The organism is Sphingobium sp. MP9-4 (assembly GCF_005281675.1).
GTDB classification, from domain to species: domain Bacteria; phylum Pseudomonadota; class Alphaproteobacteria; order Sphingomonadales; family Sphingomonadaceae; genus Sphingobium; species Sphingobium yanoikuyae.
The window spans coordinates 63,487-84,603 of sequence record NZ_LUFI01000071.1 but is presented as its reverse complement, the minus strand read 5'-3'; the positions used below and the strand labels follow the sequence as shown (position 1 = coordinate 84,603).

Genomic DNA, 21,117 nt, shown 5'->3' with positions numbered 1-21,117 from the left:
TGGTTCTGAATAACCGTTAAGGCATTGCCCTAGTGCCAAGCCCCGATAGAGGCAAGAGGGAAGGCCGCCAAGCCCCTAGATGGAGGGACAGGTGCGTTTCGGCAATAAAAAGCCGGAAAAAACCCGGAAACAACGGGTTGTTTACCAAAATTTCAGCCGCTTGTGCCAGTCAACAGCGATGATCGACCGCCTGTGCCCCGACCAGTTCATCACCCCGGAACGGGCAAGAATGACCGCCTGGCTGATGCTGGCAGCAACGCTGATCGGCCTTGCCCACCTGTTCGCGACGGCCCATGGCACGGTAGATTCGCTTGGCCGACCGCTTGGCACCGACTTTTCAAACGTCTGGACGGCGGGATGGATGGCCGACCATGGCCAGGCCGCCCAGGCATGGAACTGGCCCGCCCATCATGAAGTGCAGAAGGCGATCCATCATGATCCCGCCATCCCTTTCTATGGCTGGCACTATCCCCCGCCCTTCCTGATCCTGGCCACGTTGCTGGCGCAAATCCCCTACACCCCTGCCCTGCTGCTGTGGCAGGGACTGACGCTGGCCGGCGCGCTGATGGTCGTCCGCCATGTCCTGCTGGGTAAGCGCGACGCGCTGCTCATCGCGCTCGGTGCGCCGGTGGTGATGGTGTGCCTGGGCCATGGCCAGAATGCGTTCATGACCGCCGGCCTGCTGGGCGGCGGCATGGCCCTGCTCGACCGACGTCCCTGGATCGCCGGCATGCTGCTGGGCGCATTGGTCTACAAACCGCAATTTGCGGTGCTGATCCCTGTGCTGATCATCGCACGCGGCAATGCCCGCGCCTTCCTGGCCGCCGGTCTGACCTCGGCCGGCCTGTGCCTGCTGACATTGCTGATCTGGGGCTGGCCGGTGTGGCAGGCGTTCATCGATTCTCTGCCCCTGACGCAGCATATCATCATCGAAAATGGTGCCACCGGCTGGGAAAAGATCCAAAGCCCCTTTGCCGCCATTCGCCAATGGGGCGGCAGCATTCCAGCCGCCTATGTGGTGCAGGGCCTGGTGACAGCCATCGCCATCGGCATCGCCGCGCTGGTCGCCCGCCGTGGGACGATGGAAGTGCGGGGCGCCGCTGCGCTCAGCGCCGCCCTGCTCTGCACACCCTATGTGCTCGATTATGACTATGTGCTGCTGGGGATGGCGATCGCCTTCGTCGCCGCCGACATGGGCAAGCGCGGCGTGCTTGGCTGGGAACGAAGCTGGCTGGCCTATGCCTGGATGGCGCCTTTGTTCGGCCGGGCCGTGTCGGAATGGACCCATGTGCCGGTCAACCTGATCGCCGCGATCGCGGTGCTGGCGCTGGCGATGCGACGCGCCATCCTGCTGGACGGCGCGCTCGCTTATAGTCTGCCCGGCCGGACGAAGATCGCCTGACCGCCCCTGCCGGTCGGTCAGATCATCGCCATGCCGCCATTGACGTGCAGGGTCTGGCCGTTGACATAGCCTGCTTCCTTGCTCGCCAGATAGGCGACCGCCGCACCGATATCGTCGCCATCGCCCAGATCGCCAGCGGGGATCTTGGCCAGGATCGTGCCCTTCTGCGCATCGTTCAGCGCATCGGTCATGGCCGACCGGATGAAGCCGGGGGCCACGCAGTTCACGGTGATGCCGCGGCTCGCCAGTTCCTGGCCCAGCGACTTTGACATGCCGATGATGCCGGCCTTCGACGCGCAATAGTTGGACTGGCCCGGATTGCCGGTGACGCCCACGACCGAGGTGATCGAGATGATGCGGCCAAAGCGCGCCTTCATCATCGGCTTGGCGGCGGCGCGGCACAGGCGGAAGGCAGCTTCCAGATTGACCGCGATCACCTGCGACCATTCCTCGTCCTTCATGCGCAGGATCAAATTGTCGCGGGTGATGCCGGCATTGTTGACCAGGATGTCGATCTTGCCGCCCAGCGCTTCCACCGCCTGCGGCACCAGCGCGTCGACGGCGGCCGGGTCGGACAGGTTGCAGACCAAGGTCTTGTGGTCGCCGCCCAGTTCGGCCGCAAAGGCCTTGAGCTTCTCCTCATTGCTGCCCGACAGCGCCAGCGTGGCGCCCTGCGCGGCCAGCGCCTTGGCGATGGAGGAACCGATGCCCCCCGAAGCGCCAGTCACCAGCGCGGTCATTCCCGTCAGATCGAACATTCTAGTCTCCCTTAAAGTGCGGCGGCCGGCGGTCGAAGAAGGCGGTGATCGCCTCGTCATGATCCGCGGTCGCGTGGGCCAGCGCCTGCATGGCGCCCGCCATTTCCAGTATCTGTGATAGTTCGGCCGTCTGCGCCGCGCGCAGCAGCCGCTTGGTCATCCGTGTCGCATGCGGCGGGTTGGCGGCAATCGCATCGGCCTGCGCCCGCGCCACCGTCATCAGCTCCGCATCGGGCACAACCTCGCCGACCAGCCCGATCCGCAGTGCCTCGCCCGCGTCGATCGTCTCGCCGGTCAGCGACAGCTGCGACGCCTTGGAAAAGCCGATGATGCGCGGCAGCAACCAGGCCCCGCCATCGCCCGACACCAGGCCTAGCTTCACGAAGCTTTCGGCGAAACGCGCGCTTTGCCCCGCGATGCGCAGGTCGCACATGCAGGCCAGGTCCAGCCCCGCGCCGATCGCCGGGCCATTGACCGCCGCGATCACCGGCAGCTCGATCGCCTGGAAAAGCAGAGGCAGGCGCTGGATGCCCGCGCGATAATTGCGCCGCGTCTGCGCCGGCAGGCTGGAGCGCAGCCCGCCGGCATCCGGCCGCATCGCGTTGAGATCGCCGCCCGAGGAGAAGGCACTGCCCGCCCCGGTCAGGATCGCGACATGGATGCTCGCATCCCGGTCCGCCGCCTCGAACACGTCGCACAGCGCATCCACCATCGCCGGATCGGAGATGGGATTGCGCCGGTCGGGCAGGTTCAGCGTGACCGTCAGGACGGCCCCGTCGCGCTGGGTTAGAACGGGGGGGCTAAGGACCGGGCTCTCGCTCACAGCGCGCCCAGCACCGCCTCGATATCGTCCATCGTCACCACGCTGCGCACGGTGGCGTCGGGCGCGATGCGCTTGACCATCGGGCCAAGCACCTTGCCGCCCAGTTCGACGAAATCGGTGACGCCCGCGTCCCACATCGCGCCGATCGACTCGCGCCAGCGGACGCGGCCGGTGACCTGCTCGACCAGACGCTCGCGAATGTCGGTCGTGTCGCTGATCGGCGCGGCCAGCACATTGGCATAGACCGGCAGCAGCGGCGCGTTGATCGTCGCTTTCGCCAGCGCTTCCGCCATAGCATCGGCGGCCGGCTGCATCAGCGGACAGTGGAAGGGCGCCGACACCGGCAGCAGCACGCCGCGCTTGATGCCATAATCCTTGACCAGCGAGACGGCGCGCTCGATCGCGCCCTTGTGACCGGAAATGACAACCTGGCTGGGATCATTGTCGTTGGCGACGGTGCAGACTTCGCCTTCGGCCGCGGCATCGGCCAGCGCCTGCGCCTTTTCGATGTCGGCGCCCAGCAGCGCCGCCATCGCACCCTCGCCTACCGGCACGGCGGCCTGCATCGCCTGACCGCGCAGCTTGAGCAGGCGGGCGGTGGTGCCAAGGTCGAACGCCTCGACCGCGCAGAGCGCGCTATATTCGCCCAGCGAGTGACCCGCGACATAATCACCCTTGTCAGCCAAGCTGAAGCCGCCTTCCTTCTGCATCACGCGCAGCGTGGCGAGCGCGTTGGCCATGATCGCCGGCTGGGCGTTCTCGGTCAGGGTCAGGTCGCTCTCGGGGCCTTCCACCATGATCCGGAACAGATGCTGCGACAGGGCGTCATCGACTTCCTGGAACAGTTCCTTTGCCGCCGGGCTTGCCTCGGCCAGCGCCTTGCCCATGCCGACCGACTGGCTACCCTGGCCCGGGAAAAGAAATGCCCTCATCTTCCATCCTCTGATCTACTGGTGTCTTTCCTGGGAAAAACACGGGAATTCACGCACGTTACACTTTGAGACATATATGGCATTGAGGCGTACATTGCTTTTCGGCACGTAACGACCTGACATACCTGCCCCCTGTCTCTCCGGGGGAATATTGCTGGCCCCTTTAACGACGACGGAGTGCAAGGAAAAGGTGCGATATCGCATTGCATGGCTCACGGGATCGGTGCTTGCCCTGTCCGCCTGCGCGGCGGGACCGAACTATCACGCGCCGCAATCCGCCGCGCTGGGCGTGCCTGCCGGCTATAGCCAGGGCAGCGGCGCCGCGCTGGACGACGCCACCCTCGCCACCTGGTGGACGCGGCTCAACGATCCGACGCTGACCGGCCTGATCGATCAGGCGATCGCCGGCAACCTGGACATCGTCCAGGCGCAGGCACGGCTGCGGCAGGCGCGGGAATCCCTGCGCCAGGCCAATGCCGCCTTCCTGCCGCAGGTGAACGGATCGGCCAGCGGCGGCAAGAATTACCGCAGCCAGGCCGGCGGCACCCGTGTCGACGACAGCGGCAACGTCATCTCCACCGGCGCCAGCAACTGGTCCAGCAGCTATTCGGCCGGCGCCAATGCCAGCTGGCAGATCGACCTGTTCGGCGAATTGTCGCGATCGGCCGAAGCCGCGCGGGCCGATCTTGCCGCGTCCGGCTATGACCTCGCCAATGTGCGGATGACCATCATTTCCGAACTGGTCACCAACTATGTCCAGGCGCGCGCATCACAGGAACAGCTGCGCATCGCCCGCGAGACGCAGAAGGTGCAGCAGGACAATTACGACATCGCCCGCTGGCGGTTGCAGGCCGGGCTGGTCTCCTCGCTCGACGAGCAGCAGGCCAGAGCCCAGCTCGCCCAGACCAACGCCACCATCCCCCAGCTCGAAGCCAGCCTGAAGGGCAGCCTCAACCGCATCGCCGTGCTGACCGGCCAGGCGCCGGGCGACGCGACCCGCGCGCTCGAAACGCCGGCACCGATCCCCACCGCCGCAACCGACATCGCCACCGGCATTCCGGCCGATACGCTGCGCCAGCGGCCCGATGTGCGGTCCGCCGAACGGGCGCTGGCCGCCGCCACCGCACGGATCGGCGTCGCCCAAGCGCAGCTCTATCCCTCGCTCGGCATCAGCGGCAACATCGGCACCACGTCGAACGCCTTCAAGGATTTGTTCGACCTCATCACCGGCGGCGTCTTTGCCAATGTCGCCCAGACCATCTTCGATGGTGGCCGCCTCGCCTCGCAGGTTCGCGCGCAGAAGGCGGCGACCGACGGCGCCTTCGCCGCCTACAAGCAGAGCGTCCTCGGCGCGCTGGAGGATGTCGAAAATGGCATGGCCTCGCTCGACAGCGCCCGCCGGCGCAAGATCGAGTTCGCCACCGCTTACGAAGCGTCGAACAATGCCGCAATCCTGGCGCGCAGCCAGTATCAGTCCGGCCTGATCGACTTCCAGACCCTGTCCAGCAGCGAAACCACGTTGCTGAACGCCCGCAACAGCCTTGCCAGCGCCCAATCGGACGAGATCCTGGCCATCGCCCAGCTCTATAATGCGCTGGGTGGCGGCTGGCAGAATATGGATGACCGCCCCCATGAGCAATGACGCCAGCCCCGATCAGGATCTCAACGACTTTCTGGGCGCCAAGCCGGAAAAGCCGCATCGCAAATGGCTTATCCGCGGCGCCATCGGCGTCGTGCTGCTGATCCTCGTCCTGCTTGTCGCCCGCTGCTTTGCCGGCGATGACAAGCCCAATTATGCGACCCGCGAGGCGCGCCAGGGCGACCTGACAGTCAGCGTGTCGGCGACCGGCAATTTGAAGCCGATCAACCAGGTCGATGTGGGGTCCGAACAGTCGGGCAAGATCACCGCCGTCTATGTCGACGTCAATGATCGCGTGACCAAGGGGCAGAAGCTCGCCGAACTGGACACCCGCCGCCTGGTCGACACGATCAACCAGACGCAGGCCCAGGTCGCCTCCTCCCAGGCCGGCGTCGCCCAGGCGCAGGCGCAGGTCGCGCTGGCCAAGGCGACACTGGACCGCCAGCTCAACGTCTATCAGCTTTCCGGTGGCAAGGTGCCGGCCAAGACCGAACTGGATTCGGCCCGCGCCGACTATAATGGCGCGCTCGCCAACCTTCGTTCGGCCCAGGCGCAGGTGAATGTCTCGCGCGCCCAGCTGTCGACCGCCCAGACCAACCTTTCGATCGCCCAGATCGTCTCGCCGGTAACCGGCGTGGTCCTGTCGCGCGACATCGAGCCGGGCCAGACCGTCGCCGCCTCGCTCAATGCGCCGGTGCTGTTCACCATCGCCGAGGATCTCACCAAGATGGAGGTCGAGGTATCGGTGGACGAAGCTGATGTCGGCCAGGTCAAGGAAGGCCAGACCGCCAATTTCGCCGTCGACGCCTTCCCCGGCCGCACCTTCCCGGCAAAGGTCACGCGGGTGAATGTCGGGTCGAACAGCTCCAGCAGCAGTTCGTCCTCCTCGTCCTCGACCAGCACGACCAGCAGCTCGACCGGCACGGTCGTCGCCTATACCGCCGTGCTGTCGGTCGATAATGCGGACGAAACCCTGCGTCCGGGCATGACCGCGACCGCCGACATCGTGACCCAGGAACTGCATGACGTGCTGCTCGTCCCCAACAGCGCGCTTCGCTTCAAGCCCAGCAGCGGTGCCGGATCAGGCGGCGGCATCACCAGCGTCCTGCCCGGCCCCGGCCGCATGCGCCGCAGCGGTGCCAACCGCCAGGTCAATTTCGGCGCGGGCAGCAGCCAGACCCTCTATGTCCTCGACGAAAAGGGCGATCCCAAGGCGATCCAGGTGACCGTCGGCGCCAGCGACGGATCGCGCACCGTCATCACCGGCGGCGACCTGAAGCCCGGCATGAAGGTCATCACCGGCCAGCTTGCCGCCGGCGCGCAGCAGCCCGCCGAGGACCAGAAGGCAGACCCCGCCGCTGGCGACACGAAGGATCGCCCGCGCAATCCCGCCGCCGACGGCAGCCCCGCCAGCGTCAAGTCGCTTGGCAATTCGGGCGATGCCGCGCCCCAGACCGCCCCGGTCGCCTCGACGCCCGCCGACCCGCAGGGCAGCAGCGGCGCGGAAAGCCGGGGCACCGGCCGGCAGAGCGGAACCTGATCCCATGGCCGCCGATCCCATCATCTCGCTGCGGGGGATCACCAAGATCTTCGGCAGCGGCCCCACCGCCTTTCAGGCACTCAAGGGCATAGACCTCGACATCGAGCAGGGTGATTTCGTCGCCGTCATGGGGCCTTCGGGCTCGGGCAAGTCGACGACGATGAACATATTGGGCTGCCTCGACGTGCCATCGGGCGGGCAGTTCCTGTTCAAGGGCCGCCATGTCGAGACGCTGGACCGCGATCAGCGCGCGCTGCTGCGCCGCCGCTATCTCGGATTCGTGTTCCAGGGCTTCAACCTGCTCGCCCGCACCAGCGCGCTCGAAAATGTCGAGCTGCCCCTGCTTTATCGCGGCGAGGACAAGAAGACCCGTTACGACATGGGCATGGCCGCGCTCGACAAGGTGGGCCTCAAGGACTGGTGGGACCATACGCCGGCCGAACTGTCCGGCGGCCAGCAACAGCGCGTTGCCATTGCCCGCGCCATCGTCACCCAGCCCGATGTGCTGCTGGCCGACGAACCGACCGGCAATCTCGATTCCGAACGGTCGGTGGAAATCATGCAATTGCTGACCGACCTCAACCAGAATAGCGGCATCACCGTGCTGATGGTGACGCACGAACCCGACATGGCCGAATTTGCCCGCACCATCGTCCATTTCAAGGATGGTCTGGTCGAGCGGATCGAAAAGGGCCTGGGCGGACCGCAGAAGGGAGCCGTGGGCTGATGCTGGGGACCACCGTCATCCTCGCCTTCCGGGCGATCAACCGGCACAAGATGCGCAGCTTCCTCACGACGCTCGGCATCATCATCGGCGTCGCCGCCGTCGTCACCATGGTGACGCTGGGCAATGGCGCGACCGCCGCCGTGCGCGAACAGATTAGCTCGCTCGGCGCCAATGTGCTGCAACTGCGACCCGGCCAGGGCTTTGGCCGTGGCGGCGGCGGGCCGCGCCCGCCCAATTTCAAGGAAGCGGACCTGACCGCGATCGAGAACCAGCTGACCGGCGTGCGCGCCGTGGCGCCGGTGGTCCAGTCGAGCGGCACCGCCATCTATGAAGGCAATAACTGGTCGACCACCGTCTATGGCACGACCTCCGCCTATTCGCAGGTCCAGTCCTGGAATGTGTCGGAAGGCCGGCTGTTCATGCCGGACGAGGAAGAGGCCGGCAAATCGGTCTGCATCATCGGCAATACGGTGCGCACCAACCTGTTCCAGGGCAATGACCCGATCGGCAAGCGGATGCGGATCAAGGGCGTCAGCTGTCAGGTGGTGGGCGTGCTTGCGACCCGCGGCCAGGGCGGCTTTGGCGACCAGGACGATGTCGTCGTCATGCCGATCAAGTTCGTCCAGCGCCGCTTCACCGGCGATCGCGACATCAGCCAGATCATGGTCGCGGTCGACGACGCCTATGACAGCGCGACCGTGCAGGACAGCCTGGAACAGCTGATGCGCGAACGCCGCAAGATCAAGGCTGGCGCGGAGGATAATTTCAACGTCTTCGACACCAAGCAGATCAGCGACACGCTGACCGGCACCACCACCATCCTGACCCAGATCGTCGCGGCGGTGGCCGCCATATCCCTGCTGGTCGGCGGCATCGGCATCATGAACATCATGCTGGTGTCGGTGACCGAACGCACCCGCGAGATCGGCATCCGCCTCGCCATCGGTGCGGTCGCGCGCGAAGTGCTGATGCAGTTTCTGGTGGAGGCGATCGTGCTATCGTGCATGGGCGGCCTGATCGGCCTGGTCATTGCGCTCATCGCATCGGTCGGCATCGCGCCGCTGATGAAGGTGCCCTTCACCTTCGATCCGCAGGTCAATCTGATCGCCTTCCTCTTTTCGGCGGCGATCGGCGTGGTGTTCGGCTATTTCCCCGCCCGCCGGGCGGCCAGCCTGAACCCGATCGACGCGCTGCGGCACGAATAGGCTGATACATTTTCCGACAAAAGGGCGGTTATCCGGGATAATGCTGCGACATCTTCTGCCTGATCCCTCCTTCCATGGCGCCGCCCCGGCGCTGTGGAAGGGATGCCTCCATGAAGATGATCGCCGCCAGCCTCATCAGCAGTGCTCTGCTGCTCGGGGTCAGCCTCACACCCTTTGCCGACGCGCAGGCACCGCAGACGGCACAATTGCTGGAGGGCAAGGATCATCCCATCCTGCTCGCCCGCATGACCGTCACCGCCACGCCCCTGCCCCCCGTCTCTCTGCCCACTTCCACCGACTGAACCGCCGCGCGCCGGAGCGGCGCGCATGAACGGCGTCATCGGCCTGCTCGGCACGCTGGCGCTGCTGCTGGCCGCGGGCGGTGCGATCGGCCTGATCGATCGGCGCGGCTTTCGGCCTGGCTGGCTGCTGGTTGCCGTCGCCCTGGTCGCTGCCAATGACGCGCTGCTGACCCGCGCCTATCGCCATATCCCCGACCTCATCCCTGCTGCCGACTGGAACTGGCAGGGCAAGCTGCTAGCCCTCGCCCTCACTTTGCTGGTCGCATCCCTGCCCGCCTTCGGCTGGAAGCGGGTCGGCCTCACCCTCCGGCAAGCACGCGGCAGCCTGACCGCTGCCCTGCCCGTGGCTCTCCTCTATTGCGCCTTCTTCACCGCGCTCGCGCTCTATTTCCCCGACGATCCCAGCAGCGCAGAGGAAATCGCCTTCCAGCTCACCATGCCGGGGCTGGAGGAAGAACCCTTTTATCGCGGCATTCTGCTTTTCGCGCTCGATCGCGCCTTTACCCGGCGGGTTCGCTTTCTCGGCGTCGACTGGGGCTGGGGCGCCCTGCTTTCCTGCGGCCTGTTTGGCCTCGCCCATGCGTTCAGCTATTCGGGCGGCCATTTCAGCTTTGACCCGATGGTGATGGCGCTTACTGCCATCCCCTCGCTACTCGCCGTCTGGCTGCGCCTGCGTACCGGCAGCCTGCTGCTGCCGATCCTGCTGCACAATTTCGGCAATGCCATCTCGCTGATGTTGTGAGTCGAACAAGGCATTGAAAAATCGCCATTTCTGAACCGATATTCAGCTTAAATCGGGTTTTGATACAATTTCCGACAAAACTGCCCCACCCTTGGGACAGGCTTGCGACAAGCGCGGCCTATCTCTGTCTTCGACGCCGGAAGCGGCGCCCTCGATTGAAACAAGAGGAGTGAAGACATGTTCAAGAAGATCATCCTGGCCCTGACCGCCACCGCCGTTGCCGCCAGCCCGATCGTCACCGCCCAGGCCCAGGCCGCGCCCCATCGCGAGACCGTCCGGGTCGTGAAGGAAGGTCCGCACCGCACCGTCGTCCAGAAGAAGACGGTGGTGCGCAACGATCGCCACTGGGCCAAGGGCCAGCGCTTCGATCGCCGCTATGCGACCAATTACCGGGTCGTCGACAATTATCGCGGCTATCGCCTGTCGGCCCCGCCGCGCGGTTATCACTGGGTCCGCTCGGGCAATGACGCGGTGCTGGTCGCGATCACCAGCGGGATCATCGGCGCGGTCGTCGCCGGCGCCATCCGCTAAGCGCCCCACTTCCTGAAAAGCGCCCTGGAGCCACCGCTCCGGGGCGCTTTCGCGTTCACACCAGCCCGGTCAGATAATAGACGGCGATCACGACGAAGACGGTCATCGTCTTGATGAGCGTCAGCGCGAATATGTCCTTATAGGCCTGACGATGGGTGAGGCCCGTCACCGCCAGCAGGGTGATGACCGCGCCATTGTGCGGCAGGCTGTCCATGCCCCCCGATGCCATCGACGCGACCCGATGCAGCACCTCTCTTGGGATACCCGCCGCATCGCCCGCCGCCACGAACTGGTCCGCCATCGCCGCCAGCGCGATCGACAGGCCGCCCGACGCCGACCCGGTAATGCCGGCCAGGGTCGTCACCGTAATGGCTTCGTTGATCAGCGGGTTGGGCACCGCCTTCAGCGCGTCCTTGACGACCAGGAAGCCGGGCAGCGCCGCGATCACTCCGCCAAAGCCATATTCGACCGCCGTGTTCATCCCCGCCAGCAAGGCGCCGCCGACCGCCGCCTTCGACCCTTCCGCAAAGCGCCGTGACACGATCGGGAAAGCGAAGATCAGGATGGTGGCGATGCCCAGCAGCAGCGCCCCCTCCACCGCCCACAGCGCCGCCTGTTGTGTCACCTTCGCTGTCACCGGACCGGGCAGACCCGCCAGCCGAATACTCACCTCTTCCGCCCCGCCGGTGATGCGCGGGATCAGCAGCGTCAACGCCAGATTGCCAAGCCCCACCACCAGCAGTGGCAGTAGGGCGACCAGCGGGTGGACGGTCACCGCCTCCTCCTGCCGATCGGGTTCGTTGACCAGCGTTTCGGGCGCGCCATAGCCCTCCCCCGCCGCCGCCATCGACCGACGGCGCCAGTTGAGATAGGCAAGGCCCGCCGCCGCGATCACCACCGATCCGATCATGCCCAGCACCGGCGCCGCCCAGGCAGTGGTGCCAAAGAAGCTGGCCGGAATGACATTCTGGATCTGCGGCGTGCCCGGCAGCGCATCCATGGTAAAGGTCAGCGCGCCAAGGCCGATGGTCGCGGGTACCAGCCGCTTGGGAATATCGGCGCGGCGAAACATCTCGGCGGCGAAGGGGTAGACGGCGAACACCGCCACGAAGACCGAGACCCCGCCATAGGTCAGCAGCGCCGTCACGATCATGATCGCCGGGATCGCCCGCCCCGCGCCGACGAAACCGATCACCGCCGTCACGATCGCGCGGGAAAAACCCGATATCTCGACCAGCTTGCCGAACAGCGCGCCAAGCAGGAAGACCGGAAAATAGAGCTTCAGGAAGGTGGCGACCTTGTCCATGAACAGGCCGGAAAAGGCGGTGGGCACTGTCGCCGGATCGGTCAGGAACACCGCCAGCATGGCGAGCAAAGGCGCCATCAGTATGACGCTCATGCCGCGATAGGCCGCCAGCATCAGCAAGATCAGCGCCAGTGCCGCGATCGCGACCGCCATCCGTCTCTCCTTCTCATTTTCTGAAGCGCAGGATAGAGACAGGTGAAGCCTGACTGCAAGCAGGGCCGCTGCCGCCCATGGCTGCACCGATGCCGCTTGCCTTTCCCCCGCTTTTCCGTCATAGGCGCGCCTTCGCTCGGCCCCGGATTCGGACGTCGGACGATTTCGAATGCTTGAGACGACAGCCGGAGGGGCGTTCCACATGGGGTGGGCGTCAGCGATCGGCCAACAGATGAGGCAATACCCATGGCTCTTTACGAGCATGTGTTCCTTGCGCGCCAGGATCTGGCACAGGCGCAGGTGGACGCTCTGGCGGAAACCGCCACCAAGATCGTCGAGGAAAATGAAGGCAAGGTGACCAAGGTCGAGACCTGGGGCCTGCGTTCGCTCGCGTACAAGATCGCCAAGAACCGCAAGGCGCACTACGTCATGCTGAACATCGACGCACCGGGCAACGTGATTGCCGAGCTGGAGCGTCAGACCCAGATCAACGAAGACATCATCCGCTACATGACCATCAAGGTCGAAGAGCTGGAAGCCGGTCCGTCGGTGATGATGCGCAAGCAGGAACGCGCCGAACGCGGCGACCGTGCCCCCCGTGGTGACCGTGGCCCGCGCCGTGAGCGCGAAGAAGCCCCGGCTGCCGAATAAGGAGATCTGAAACATGGCACGCCCGTTTTTCCGCCGCCGCAAGAGCTGCCCCTTCGCCGCCAAGGATGCGCCGAAGATCGATTACAAGGACGTCCGTCTGCTGCAGGGCTTCGTGTCCGAGCGCGGCAAGATCGTCCCCAGCCGCATCACCGCGGTGTCCGCCAAGAAGCAGCGTGAGCTGGCCCAGGCCATCAAGCGCGCCCGTCACCTGGGCCTGCTGCCCTACATCGTGAAGTAAGGGAGAAAGACCCATGGAAATCATTCTCCTTGAGCGCATCGAAAAGCTGGGCGCGATCGGCGACGTCGTCACCGTGAAGGATGGTTACGCTCGTAACTTCCTGCTGCCCAACAAGAAGGCTCTTCGTTCGAACGCCGCCAACAAGGCCGTGTTCGAAGCCAACCGCGCGAAGATCGAAGCCGACAACGCCGCTCGTCGTTCGGACGCCGAAAAGGCTGCCGAAGGCGTCAACGGCAAGCAGATCGTCCTGATCCGCCAGTCGTCGAACGCCGGCCACCTGTACGGCTCGGTCGCCGTCCGTGACGTCGTCGACGCGCTGCACGCCGATGGCGTGACCAACGTCTCCAAGGCGATGGTCGTGCTGGAGCGTCCGATCAAGACCTTGGGCGTCTTCGACGTCAAGGTCGCGCTGCACCCGGAAGTGGCCGTTACCATCACGGTGAACGTTGCCCGCTCGCCGGAAGAAGCCGAACTGCAGGCGCAGGGCGTCGACGTGATGGCCGACCTGTTCGAGAAGGACGAAGCCGGCTTCACCGAGGATTACGATCCGAACGCCGAGCCGGGCGAAATCGCCGTCGAGGCGGAAGAAGCCCCGGCCGAAGAAGCCTGAGCCTCTTCGCTCTGACAAACGAGAAAGCCGCCCGTCACCGGGCGGCTTTTTTGTTGTCCTGAAGAGAGCGGCTGTGGCTCAAATCTGCGCGAAGCCGCCATCGACGAACAGTTCGACGCCGTTGACATAGCTGGCGTCATCGGAGGCGAGGAACAGCGCCGCCTTGCCGATCTCGCGCGGGTCGGCCAGCCGGCCGAGCGGGATTTGCGAGGCCAGACCACCTTCCAGCGCCTGCCATTCGGCATCATCGGCGGTCAGGCCCTGCAGCCCCGGCGTGCGGGTCGCACCCGGCGCGATCGTGTTGACCCGGATATGGCGGTCCTTGAGGTCAAGGATCCAGTGCCGCGCAAAATTTCGGATCGCCGCCTTGGTCGCACCATAGACACTGAAGGCCGGCAAGGCGCGCACCGACTCGGTCGATCCGGTCAGGATGATCGATGCCCCGTCGCGCAGCAGCGGCAGCGCCTTCTGCACCGTGAACAGCGTGGCTTTCACATTCAGGCCGAAGGTCCGGTCGAATTCCTCCTCGGTAATGGCGCCGATCGGCTGGAAGCTGCCGCCGCCGGCATTGGCGACCAATATGTCGATCTGTGCGCCATGCTGCTGCACGACATCATAGAGGCGATCGAGATCGGCGAACCGGGTCACGTCGCCCTGCACGCCGACGGCGCCATGGCCGATGGTGCGGACCGCCGCGTCGAGTTCCTCCTGCCGCCGTCCGGTGATGAACAGCCTGGCCCCGGCTTCGGCCAGTTCCTGCGCGATTCCCAGGCCGATGCCGGTCGTGCCGCCGGTCACCACGGCCACCTTGTTTTCCAATTTGCGTGCCATGATCATTTCCTTTCTGTCCGGCGATACACCCTGCACCGCCTGTGGCATTGGAAATAATCCTGGAACGATTTTCGCTTTAGACGGCAAAATTGACATCCTTCGTTCCATAATTAGAACGATGGCATGCAGGATATGAATGATCTTCGTCTGTTTGCGGCGGTTGTGACCCACGGTGGATTTGCCGCTGCCGGCCGCGCGTTGCGCCTGCCCAAGTCGAAACTCAGCCGCCGGGTTGCGGAGCTGGAACAGCGACTGGGCGTGCGGTTGATCGAACGCTCATCCCGCCGTTTCCGGGTCACCGAGCTTGGCCTGTCGGTCTATGACCAGTGCCGTATCGCCGTCGCCGCTGCCGAGCGCGCCGAAGCTCTGGTCGAGGCCAGCCTCAGCGAACCCAAGGGCACCGTCCGCTTTTCCTGCCCGACCGGCCTCACCCCGTTCGTGGCCGCCATATTGCCCGATTTCCTGACGCTCTATCCCAAGGGCCATGTGCAGATCGTCGCGGTCGATCGGCCCGTCGACCTGATCGGCGAGCGGATCGATGTCGCCCTGCGCGTGCGCACCCGGCTGGACACCGACGCGGAACTGACGATGCGCACGCTGGCGCGCAGCCGCCGCATCTTGGTCGCCAGCCCCGCGCTTGCCAATCAGGTCGCCGGCAAGGATATTGATGCCCTGCCAACCCTGCCAACGCTCAGTTCATCGGGGGAGGATGGCGCGGTGAGCTGGCAGTTGGAAGGCCTCGATTGTGCGACACGGTCGATCGAGCATCATCCGCGCCTGAACTGCGGCGATTTCGAGACCATCCGCCGTGCCGCCATTGCCGGGTTGGGCGTAGCGCTACTGCCCGATCATGTCTGCATGGCCGACCTGCGCTCGGGCGCCCTGGCGCTGCCGTTCCCGGAATGGCAGGCACAGGAGGGGATCGTCCATCTCGTCTTCACCACCCGCACCGGGCTGCCGCCGCTGGTCCGCGCCTGGATCGATCATCTCGCCGCGCATTTCAGCAACGGCGATATCTTCTCACCCTGATTTCAGCCCTGCGCCCGTCGGCGGCGGGTTTCCCAGCCCTTCTTCGCCGCCGCCGATCGATCGGCCGTCTTACGCCGTTCGGCGGCATGACTGTCGGGCTTGCCCCGCCCCGATCCCGACAGGTTGCCGCCGCCCGAATCCTTGTTCACGGTCGCCCAGGCCCGCGCCTCCGCCTCGTCATGCGAAATGCCGCGCTCTTCATAGCTTTGCGCGATATGCGCGGCTTTGCGCTTCTGCTTGTCAGTATAGCGGCGCTTATCGCCTATGGGCATGTCTGCCTCCTTTTTTGTCCCATATCGGTTCAAATACCGACAGGCATTTCCCGAGGATTGCCATTAAGTTGCATGGCGAGAAAATGAGGAACGGAGAGTCGCCATGAACGTTCCAGATACCATGGATCAACGTACCCTGCTTGAGCGCCTCGCCCGGCACCTCGCCGCCGGGGCAACGCATAATTGGCCCTACTGGGTCGAGGATGCCGCCAGCATATTGGCGATGCTCAAGGAGCCCGATCCGGCAATGCGCGAGACGGGGGACGTCACCGCCTGGCAGGCAATGATCGATACCGCCTTGCAGCAGCGCTGGACCATCTTTCCGCCCGGCATGACTGGCGCGGACGAGGATCATCCCGGCAGCGCGGACGAGGAGGGCGAAATTCGCCTGCCTCCCGAAGGCATCGACCAGGACGCTGCCAAGTGGGTCCATCTTCACAGTTCACCGAAGGAGACACCATGAGGGGATTGCTGAAACTGGCCTTCCTGACCGGCCTAGGCGCCGTTGCCTGGAAGAGCCTGAAGGAACGCGCCAGCAAAGATGATGGTGCCGCCGCCGATGATCTGGACGATCGCGGCCCGGTCGGCTCGTCCGGCATCGTCCGCGACGCCGGGCCGCAGGCGAACGACAGCAATTGGGACATGGTCGATGAACAGTCCGACGAGTCCTTCCCCGCCAGCGATCCGCCCGGCAATTACTGATATCGCCGACGCCTGGTCACGAACCGGCAATCATCGCTCCATTGCCCCCACCCTGCCCGCGCATTAAGAAGCGCGCACGGATGATATCCATCCGTTTCAACAGGGGAATTATTCAACCATGCCTTCGGGTCTGATCGCGCTGCTCGACGATGTTGCCGGTATCGCCAAGATGGCGGCCACGTCGCTGGACGATGTCGCCGCTGCCGCCGGCAAGGCCGGCACCAAGGCCGCCGGCGTCGTTATCGACGATACCGCCGTGACGCCCAACTATGTCATGGGCCTATCGCCCGACCGCGAACTGCCGATCATCTGGAAGATCGCGCGCGGATCGTTGCGCAACAAATTGCTGTTCCTGCTGCCGGCGGCACTGGCGCTCAGCGCCTTTGCCCCCTGGCTGCTGCCGCCGCTGCTGATGCTGGGCGGCGCCTTCCTCTGCTTCGAGGCGGCGGAGAAGCTGATGGAGGCGATCCAGGGCGGCCATGACGAGGTGGCGGATGCCGCCGCGACCCTGACTTCCAAGGAACTGGAGGACCAGAAGGTCTCCAGCGCGATCCGCACCGACTTCATCCTGTCGGGCGAGATCATGGCGATTGCGCTCGGCACTGTCGCCAGCGAACCGATCTGGGAACAGGCGATCATCCTGGTCGTCGTCGCCATCGCGATCACCGCCGGCGTCTATGGTGTGGTCGGCTTCATCGTGAAGATGGACGATATCGGCCTGCACCTCGCCCAACGCAGCGGCGCGGCAACGCGCGCCATCGGCCGCGGCCTGGTAAAGGCGATGCCGGTCGTGATGAGCGTGCTGGGCGTGGTCGGCACGGCGGCGATGCTGTGGGTCGGCGGCGGCCTGATCGTTCATGGCCTGCACGAATTCCATTGGGATCTGATCCCCGGCACGATCCATCATCTGGCCGAGGGCGCCGCCCATGCCGTGCCCGCGATCGCGCCAGTGATCGACTGGCTGGTGAACGCGATCGGCGCGGGCATTGTCGGCCTGGTGATCGGCGGCATCATCGTTGCCGTGCTGCATCTGTTCAAGAAGCACTGAGGCGATTAAGGGGAGCGCCCGCGCCTTTGCCGGCGTTCCCTCGCTCCGGACCTTCCAAGTGACCCAATCTTCCCCCTGGCGCATCGAGGCGCGCGCGCTCGTCACGCTCGCCATTCCCATGATCGCGGGCAATGTCGCCTGGTCGGGGATCGCAGCGACCGATCTGCTGCTCGTCGGACGACTGGGCGCGGAAGCGGTCGCCGCCGGGGCGCTGGCGATCAACCTGTTCAACGCGCTGCTGATCTTCGGCCTCGGCCTTGTCACCGCCGCCGCGCCGCTGATCGCCAGCGAACGCGGCCGTCGCCGCCATTCGGTGCGCGACGTGCGCCGCACGGTCCACCAGACGCTGCGCGCCGCCGCCTTCTTCGTGCTGCCGGCCTGGCTGATCCTGTGGCATTGCGAGGCGATATTGCGCGCCATGGGGCAGGAGCCAGACCTGGCGCGCGAAGCCGGCCATCTGATGCGCGGCATGCAATGGGCGCTGCTGCCCTTCCTCTGCTTCACCACGCTACGCAACTTCATCTCGGCACTGGAGCGCCCGCTCTGGGGCCTCATCATCATGCTGCTCGCCATCCCGTTCAACGTGCTGGTCGGCTGGGCTCTGATCTTCGGCCATCTGGGCCTGCCCGCGCTCGGCCTGCTGGGCGCCGGCATCGCCAGCACCCTGTCCTCGACCTTCCTGTTCCTCGGCCTGCTGACCGTCATCCTGGTCGATCGCCGATTCCGCCGTTATCGGCTGATGGGCCGCTTCTGGACGCGTGACCGCGACCGGCAGCGCGCCGTCTGGACGCTGGGCCTGCCGATCGCGATCACGCTGGGGTTGGAAGTCACGGTGTTCAATGCCTCTGCCTTCCTGATGGGGCTGATCGACCGGGAATCGCTCGCCGCCCATGCCGTGGCGATCCAGATCGCCTCGCTGGTCTTCATGGTGCCGATGGGCATTGGTCAGGCCGCGACCGTGCGCGTCGGCGTCGCCTATGGCCGATCCGATCCCGCCGCGATCGGTCGGGCCGGCTGGCTGGCGCTGATCGTCGGCACCGGCTTCGCCATGGCGGCTGCGCTGATGCTGGTCCTGATCCCGCGACCGCTGGTGTCGATCTTCCTCGACGTCCATGATCCGGCCAATCTCGCCACCGCCAATCTGGCGGTCAGCTTCCTGGCGGTCGCCGCGCTGTTCCAGCTGGTCGATGCGGCCCAGGCCGTCGGCGCCGGCGTGCTGCGCGGTATCCAGGATACCAAGGTACCGATGATCTTCGCGCTTTTCGGCTACTGGATCATCGGTATCGGCGTCGGCGCCCTGCTCGCTTTCCCGATGGGACTGCATGGCGTGGGCATCTGGTTCGGCCTGGCTGCAGGCCTCGGCACGGTGGCGATCCTGCTGATCGCGCGCTGGTCGCTGCGCGATCGGCTGGGCCTGGTTCTGCGCTAGTAAAACGGCCGCACAATTCGTCGTGAAAATCCGGCCGGTTGCACGGCAGGCACATGGTGCGACGCACAAAGCAATTGAAACAGGGCCGTGTTTCTTGATATGGGCGGCCCATCATGGACTCTCCGACCCCTATCTTCGAAGCGATCGCGCTTCAGAAGTGCCTCAAGGCGACCTATAACAAGATGGTCGTCACGTTGGCCCCGCACATCCTCTACACGCGCCATGACGAGATGTTCATGGACGCCGTGACCACCGACCGCGACGGCCGCCCGCCGCGCGAGCTGAAGCTGGGCACGTTCAAGCTGGCGGGCCTGAGCGACGTCGAGATTCTGGACGAGACGTTCGAGGCGATGCACGGCCTCTATGACCAGGGCGACGACAAATATAAGGGCGTGACCCTGTTCGCGGTCGATCCGCAGAGCGCCGCCGCCTGATCGGCATTGGCATCGCATCGACCCGAATGAAGAAGGGCGGCCATTGGCCGCCCTTTTCGTATCCTTACTTCTTGAGCCGATAGCCGGTGCGGAACACCCAGGCGATGATGCCGAGGCACAGCGCCAGCATGCCGCCCACGAACAACAGGCTGAATTCGATCCCGACATCGCCCTTGCCGAAGAAGGTCCAGCGAAAGCCCGAGATCAGATAGACGATCGGGTTGAACAGAGTGATGGTGCGCCACGGCTCGGCCAGCATGTGGATCGAGTAGAAGGCGCCGCCCAGGAAGGTCATCGGCGTGATGATCAGCAGCGGGATCACCTGCAACTGCTCGAACCCCTGCGCCCAGATGCCCAGGATAAAGCCGAACAGGCAGAAGCTCACGGCAATCAGCAGCATGAAGCCGACCATGGCAAAGGGGTGGGCCACCGGCAGATCGACGAACAGATGGGCCGTGGCAAAGATGATGAAGCCGACGATCAGCGCCTTGGTCGCCGCCGCCCCGACATAGGCGATCACCGTCTCCATCGCCGACACCGGCGCCGATAGCAGCTCATAGATGGTGCCGGTGAATTTGGGCATGTAGATGCCAAAGCTGGCGTTGAAGATGCTCTCCGTGAACATCGACATCATGATGAGGCCCGGCACGATGAAGGCGGCATAGGGAATGCCGTCGATCTGCGTCATGCGTGATCCGATCGCCCCGCCGAACACGATGAAATAGAGCGAGGTGGTGATGACCGGCACCAGCAGGCCGGTCAGCCAGGTGCGTCGGAACCGGTGCAGCTCGAACTTGTAGATGGCGGCGACCGCGCGCAGATTCGGGCCGTTCATGCCGTTTTCTCCTGATGGACCAGGCTCACGAAAATATCCTCCAGGCTGCTCTGCCGCGTGTTGAGATCCTTGTATCCGATGCCGAGATCGCCCAGCTTGCGTAGCAGCGAAGAGACGCCGGTGCGTTCGGCGCGGGTGTCGAACAGATATTCGATCTCCTGCCCCTGCGCCTTGAGCGCCACATCCCATTCGGCCAGTTCGGGCGGCAGCGCCTCGATCGGCTCGGCCAGCATGATCGACAGCGTCTTCTTGCCCAGCTTCTCCATCAGCGCGGTCTTGTCCTCGACCAGCATCAACTGGCCATGGTTGATGACGCCCACCCGGTCAGCCATTTCCTCGGCCTCCTCGATATAATGGGTGGTTAGGATGATGGTGACGCCGGTCTGGCGCAGTTCGCCGATCAGCTTCCACATGTCACGGCGCAATTCGACGTCGACGCCGGCGGTCGGCTCGTCCAGGAACAGCACGCGCGGCTCATGGCTCAGCGCCTTGGCGATCATCACCCGGCGCTTCATGCCGCCGGACAGTTCGCGGATCTTGTTGTGGCGCTTGTCCCATAACGACAGGTCGCGCAGCACCTTTTCGACATAGGCGTCGTTGCGCGGCTTGCCGAACAGGCCACGACTGAAGGTGACGGTATCGATGACCCGCTCGAACTGGTCGGTATTCAGCTCCTGCGGCACCAGTCCGATCGCAGCGCGCGCGCCCCGATAGTCGCGGATGATGTCATGGCCGGCGACCGTCACGGTGCCGCCAGAGGGGCGGACATTGGCGCAGATGATCGAGATCATCGTCGTCTTGCCCGCGCCATTGGGGCCGAGCAGCGCGAAAATCTCGCCCTCCTCGATATTCAGGTCGACGCCCTTGAGCGCCTGAAAGCCCGACGCATAGCTTTTCGTCAGGCCCTTGATTTCGATGATGGATGCCATGCGGCAGCGCCCCCTTTCCTTGTGTCGGCAAGATAGGAGGCGGACCGCG

25 protein-coding genes are annotated in these 21,117 nt (G+C 65.0%); 17 read left to right on the top strand and 8 right to left on the bottom strand.

Going from position 1 to position 21,117, the window contains the following annotated elements:
- Window positions 1–178: 178 nt before the first annotated feature.
- Window positions 179–1,402 carry a glycosyltransferase family 87 protein gene (locus tag A0U87_RS21385; protein WP_048937003.1) on the top strand — a complete coding sequence of 408 codons (1,224 nt, stop codon included), beginning with the start codon at window positions 179–181 and terminating at the stop codon, window positions 1,400–1,402.
- Window positions 1,403–1,419: 17 nt separating this feature from the next.
- On the opposite strand, the gene fabG is transcribed toward A0U87_RS21385, so the two are convergent.
- Genes fabG through fabD form a run of 3 tightly spaced genes read right to left on the bottom strand, consistent with a single transcriptional unit; the run spans window position 1,420 to window position 3,915 of the window.
- Window positions 1,420–2,160: a 3-oxoacyl-[acyl-carrier-protein] reductase gene (fabG, locus tag A0U87_RS21380; RefSeq protein WP_004212094.1), complete on the bottom strand. Its 741-nt coding sequence runs from the start codon at window positions 2,158–2,160 to the stop codon at window positions 1,420–1,422.
- Between the two features lies 1 nt (window position 2,161).
- Window positions 2,162–2,983, bottom strand: coding sequence for a crotonase/enoyl-CoA hydratase family protein (locus A0U87_RS21375; RefSeq protein ID WP_048937004.1), 822 nt, complete (start codon window positions 2,981–2,983; stop codon window positions 2,162–2,164).
- Window positions 2,980–3,915 carry an ACP S-malonyltransferase gene (gene fabD, locus A0U87_RS21370; RefSeq protein ID WP_048937005.1) on the bottom strand — a complete coding sequence of 312 codons (936 nt, stop codon included), beginning with the start codon at window positions 3,913–3,915 and terminating at the stop codon, window positions 2,980–2,982. Before fabD ends, A0U87_RS21375 begins: the two co-directional genes overlap by 4 nt.
- A 190-nt stretch (window positions 3,916–4,105) precedes the next feature.
- Between fabD and A0U87_RS21365 the strand changes: the two genes are divergently transcribed.
- The 7 genes from A0U87_RS21365 to A0U87_RS21335 all read left to right on the top strand — a co-directional run bounded on the left by A0U87_RS21365 (window position 4,106) and on the right by A0U87_RS21335 (window position 10,601).
- Window positions 4,106–5,557 (top strand): efflux transporter outer membrane subunit, encoded by a 1,452-nt coding sequence (locus tag A0U87_RS21365; protein WP_048937006.1) that lies wholly within the window; start codon window positions 4,106–4,108, stop codon window positions 5,555–5,557.
- Window positions 5,547–7,094: an efflux RND transporter periplasmic adaptor subunit gene (locus tag A0U87_RS21360; RefSeq protein ID WP_053094327.1), complete on the top strand. Its 1,548-nt coding sequence runs from the start codon at window positions 5,547–5,549 to the stop codon at window positions 7,092–7,094. The genes A0U87_RS21365 and A0U87_RS21360 overlap by 11 nt, the downstream gene beginning before the upstream one ends.
- Window positions 7,095–7,098: 4 nt before the next feature.
- The gene (locus tag A0U87_RS21355; protein ID WP_017501185.1) at window positions 7,099–7,821 is read left to right on the top strand and encodes an ABC transporter ATP-binding protein; all 723 of its coding nucleotides are present in this window, start codon (window positions 7,099–7,101) and stop codon (window positions 7,819–7,821) included.
- Window positions 7,821–9,026, top strand: a complete 1,206-nt coding sequence (locus A0U87_RS21350) for an ABC transporter permease (RefSeq protein ID WP_004212085.1) — start codon at window positions 7,821–7,823, stop codon at window positions 9,024–9,026. Before A0U87_RS21355 ends, A0U87_RS21350 begins: the two co-directional genes overlap by 1 nt.
- 110 nt (window positions 9,027–9,136) lie before the next feature.
- Window positions 9,137–9,328: a hypothetical protein gene (locus A0U87_RS21345; protein WP_048937008.1), complete on the top strand. Its 192-nt coding sequence runs from the start codon at window positions 9,137–9,139 to the stop codon at window positions 9,326–9,328.
- A gap of 25 nt (window positions 9,329–9,353) precedes the next feature.
- Window positions 9,354–10,070, top strand: coding sequence for a CPBP family intramembrane glutamic endopeptidase (locus A0U87_RS21340; protein WP_048937009.1), 717 nt, complete (start codon window positions 9,354–9,356; stop codon window positions 10,068–10,070).
- Between the two features lie 177 nt (window positions 10,071–10,247).
- Window positions 10,248–10,601, top strand: a complete 354-nt coding sequence (locus A0U87_RS21335) for an RcnB family protein (protein WP_010335400.1) — start codon at window positions 10,248–10,250, stop codon at window positions 10,599–10,601.
- A gap of 55 nt (window positions 10,602–10,656) precedes the next feature.
- Here the strand turns inward: A0U87_RS21335 and A0U87_RS21330 are convergent, their stop codons facing one another.
- Window positions 10,657–12,060, bottom strand: coding sequence for a GntP family permease (locus A0U87_RS21330; RefSeq protein ID WP_122928106.1), 1,404 nt, complete (start codon window positions 12,058–12,060; stop codon window positions 10,657–10,659).
- A 246-nt stretch (window positions 12,061–12,306) separates the two neighbouring features.
- Between A0U87_RS21330 and rpsF the strand changes: the two genes are divergently transcribed.
- Genes rpsF through rplI form a run of 3 tightly spaced genes read left to right on the top strand, consistent with a single transcriptional unit; the run spans window position 12,307 to window position 13,559 of the window.
- Window positions 12,307–12,711 carry a 30S ribosomal protein S6 gene (gene rpsF, locus A0U87_RS21325; RefSeq protein WP_004212077.1) on the top strand — a complete coding sequence of 135 codons (405 nt, stop codon included), beginning with the start codon at window positions 12,307–12,309 and terminating at the stop codon, window positions 12,709–12,711.
- 13 nt (window positions 12,712–12,724) lie between these two features.
- Window positions 12,725–12,949, top strand: a complete 225-nt coding sequence (rpsR, locus tag A0U87_RS21320; RefSeq protein WP_004212076.1) for a 30S ribosomal protein S18 — start codon at window positions 12,725–12,727, stop codon at window positions 12,947–12,949.
- A gap of 13 nt (window positions 12,950–12,962) precedes the next feature.
- Window positions 12,963–13,559, top strand: coding sequence for a 50S ribosomal protein L9 (gene rplI / locus A0U87_RS21315; RefSeq protein ID WP_004212072.1), 597 nt, complete (start codon window positions 12,963–12,965; stop codon window positions 13,557–13,559).
- 78 nt (window positions 13,560–13,637) lie between these two features.
- Here rplI and A0U87_RS21310 read toward each other — a convergent pair whose 3' ends face one another.
- The gene (locus tag A0U87_RS21310) at window positions 13,638–14,390 is read right to left on the bottom strand and encodes an SDR family oxidoreductase (protein WP_048937055.1); all 753 of its coding nucleotides are present in this window, start codon (window positions 14,388–14,390) and stop codon (window positions 13,638–13,640) included.
- A 132-nt stretch (window positions 14,391–14,522) separates the two neighbouring features.
- On the opposite strand from A0U87_RS21310, the gene A0U87_RS21305 reads away from it, so the two are divergent.
- The gene (locus tag A0U87_RS21305; RefSeq protein WP_234415593.1) at window positions 14,523–15,419 is read left to right on the top strand and encodes a LysR family transcriptional regulator; all 897 of its coding nucleotides are present in this window, start codon (window positions 14,523–14,525) and stop codon (window positions 15,417–15,419) included.
- Window positions 15,420–15,421: 2 nt separating this feature from the next.
- On the opposite strand, the gene A0U87_RS21300 is transcribed toward A0U87_RS21305, so the two are convergent.
- Window positions 15,422–15,691: a hypothetical protein gene (locus A0U87_RS21300; RefSeq protein ID WP_048937011.1), complete on the bottom strand. Its 270-nt coding sequence runs from the start codon at window positions 15,689–15,691 to the stop codon at window positions 15,422–15,424.
- Between the two features lie 103 nt (window positions 15,692–15,794).
- On the opposite strand from A0U87_RS21300, the gene A0U87_RS21295 reads away from it, so the two are divergent.
- The 5 genes from A0U87_RS21295 (at window position 15,795) to A0U87_RS21275 (ending at window position 19,304) form a co-directional block, all read left to right on the top strand.
- Window positions 15,795–16,154 (top strand): hypothetical protein, encoded by a 360-nt coding sequence (locus A0U87_RS21295; protein ID WP_048937012.1) that lies wholly within the window; start codon window positions 15,795–15,797, stop codon window positions 16,152–16,154.
- Complete coding sequence (locus A0U87_RS21290; RefSeq protein WP_048937013.1) at window positions 16,151–16,393, top strand: hypothetical protein; 243 nt, start codon at window positions 16,151–16,153, stop codon at window positions 16,391–16,393. Before A0U87_RS21295 ends, A0U87_RS21290 begins: the two co-directional genes overlap by 4 nt.
- A gap of 118 nt (window positions 16,394–16,511) precedes the next feature.
- Window positions 16,512–17,441, top strand: a complete 930-nt coding sequence (locus tag A0U87_RS21285; protein WP_048937014.1) for a DUF808 domain-containing protein — start codon at window positions 16,512–16,514, stop codon at window positions 17,439–17,441.
- A 118-nt stretch (window positions 17,442–17,559) separates the two neighbouring features.
- Window positions 17,560–18,870 carry an MATE family efflux transporter gene (locus A0U87_RS21280; RefSeq protein WP_107917692.1) on the top strand — a complete coding sequence of 437 codons (1,311 nt, stop codon included), beginning with the start codon at window positions 17,560–17,562 and terminating at the stop codon, window positions 18,868–18,870.
- A gap of 113 nt (window positions 18,871–18,983) precedes the next feature.
- Entirely contained in the window at window positions 18,984–19,304 is a 321-nt protein-coding gene (locus tag A0U87_RS21275) for a hypothetical protein (protein WP_004212065.1), read from the top strand.
- A 64-nt stretch (window positions 19,305–19,368) separates the two neighbouring features.
- On the opposite strand, the gene A0U87_RS21270 is transcribed toward A0U87_RS21275, so the two are convergent.
- Together A0U87_RS21270 and A0U87_RS21265 are read right to left on the bottom strand one after the other, a co-directional pair.
- Window positions 19,369–20,139, bottom strand: coding sequence for an ABC transporter permease (locus tag A0U87_RS21270; protein WP_037518912.1), 771 nt, complete (start codon window positions 20,137–20,139; stop codon window positions 19,369–19,371).
- On the bottom strand, window positions 20,136–21,068 hold the full coding sequence (locus A0U87_RS21265; RefSeq protein WP_048937016.1) for an ABC transporter ATP-binding protein: 933 nt from the start codon (window positions 21,066–21,068) through the stop codon (window positions 20,136–20,138). The genes A0U87_RS21270 and A0U87_RS21265 overlap by 4 nt, the downstream gene beginning before the upstream one ends.
- Window positions 21,069–21,117 lie beyond the last annotated feature (49 nt).

Excerpts from the sequence above, each read along its gene's own strand:
- A0U87_RS21385 (WP_048937003.1), top strand. The coding sequence starts at position 179 with ATGATCGACCGCCTGTGCCCCGACCAGTTCATCACCCCGGAACGGGCA.
- fabG (WP_004212094.1), bottom strand. The coding sequence starts at position 2,160 with ATGTTCGATCTGACGGGAATGACCGCGCTGGTGACTGGCGCTTCGGGG.
- fabD (WP_048937005.1), bottom strand. The coding sequence starts at position 3,915 with ATGAGGGCATTTCTTTTCCCGGGCCAGGGTAGCCAGTCGGTCGGCATG.
- A0U87_RS21360 (WP_053094327.1), top strand. The coding sequence starts at position 5,547 with ATGAGCAATGACGCCAGCCCCGATCAGGATCTCAACGACTTTCTGGGC.
- A0U87_RS21355 (WP_017501185.1), top strand. The coding sequence starts at position 7,099 with ATGGCCGCCGATCCCATCATCTCGCTGCGGGGGATCACCAAGATCTTC.
- A0U87_RS21350 (WP_004212085.1), top strand. The coding sequence starts at position 7,821 with ATGCTGGGGACCACCGTCATCCTCGCCTTCCGGGCGATCAACCGGCAC.
- A0U87_RS21345 (WP_048937008.1), top strand. The coding sequence starts at position 9,137 with ATGAAGATGATCGCCGCCAGCCTCATCAGCAGTGCTCTGCTGCTCGGG.
- A0U87_RS21340 (WP_048937009.1), top strand. The coding sequence starts at position 9,354 with ATGAACGGCGTCATCGGCCTGCTCGGCACGCTGGCGCTGCTGCTGGCC.
- A0U87_RS21335 (WP_010335400.1), top strand. The coding sequence starts at position 10,248 with ATGTTCAAGAAGATCATCCTGGCCCTGACCGCCACCGCCGTTGCCGCC.
- A0U87_RS21330 (WP_122928106.1), bottom strand. The coding sequence starts at position 12,060 with ATGGCGGTCGCGATCGCGGCACTGGCGCTGATCTTGCTGATGCTGGCG.
- rpsF (WP_004212077.1), top strand. The coding sequence starts at position 12,307 with ATGGCTCTTTACGAGCATGTGTTCCTTGCGCGCCAGGATCTGGCACAG.
- rpsR (WP_004212076.1), top strand. The coding sequence starts at position 12,725 with ATGGCACGCCCGTTTTTCCGCCGCCGCAAGAGCTGCCCCTTCGCCGCC.
- rplI (WP_004212072.1), top strand. The coding sequence starts at position 12,963 with ATGGAAATCATTCTCCTTGAGCGCATCGAAAAGCTGGGCGCGATCGGC.
- A0U87_RS21310 (WP_048937055.1), bottom strand. The coding sequence starts at position 14,390 with ATGGCACGCAAATTGGAAAACAAGGTGGCCGTGGTGACCGGCGGCACG.
- A0U87_RS21305 (WP_234415593.1), top strand. The coding sequence starts at position 14,523 with ATGAATGATCTTCGTCTGTTTGCGGCGGTTGTGACCCACGGTGGATTT.
- A0U87_RS21300 (WP_048937011.1), bottom strand. The coding sequence starts at position 15,691 with ATGCCCATAGGCGATAAGCGCCGCTATACTGACAAGCAGAAGCGCAAA.
- A0U87_RS21295 (WP_048937012.1), top strand. The coding sequence starts at position 15,795 with ATGAACGTTCCAGATACCATGGATCAACGTACCCTGCTTGAGCGCCTC.
- A0U87_RS21290 (WP_048937013.1), top strand. The coding sequence starts at position 16,151 with ATGAGGGGATTGCTGAAACTGGCCTTCCTGACCGGCCTAGGCGCCGTT.
- A0U87_RS21285 (WP_048937014.1), top strand. The coding sequence starts at position 16,512 with ATGCCTTCGGGTCTGATCGCGCTGCTCGACGATGTTGCCGGTATCGCC.
- A0U87_RS21280 (WP_107917692.1), top strand. The coding sequence starts at position 17,560 with ATGATCGCGGGCAATGTCGCCTGGTCGGGGATCGCAGCGACCGATCTG.
- A0U87_RS21275 (WP_004212065.1), top strand. The coding sequence starts at position 18,984 with ATGGACTCTCCGACCCCTATCTTCGAAGCGATCGCGCTTCAGAAGTGC.
- A0U87_RS21270 (WP_037518912.1), bottom strand. The coding sequence starts at position 20,139 with ATGAACGGCCCGAATCTGCGCGCGGTCGCCGCCATCTACAAGTTCGAG.
- A0U87_RS21265 (WP_048937016.1), bottom strand. The coding sequence starts at position 21,068 with ATGGCATCCATCATCGAAATCAAGGGCCTGACGAAAAGCTATGCGTCG.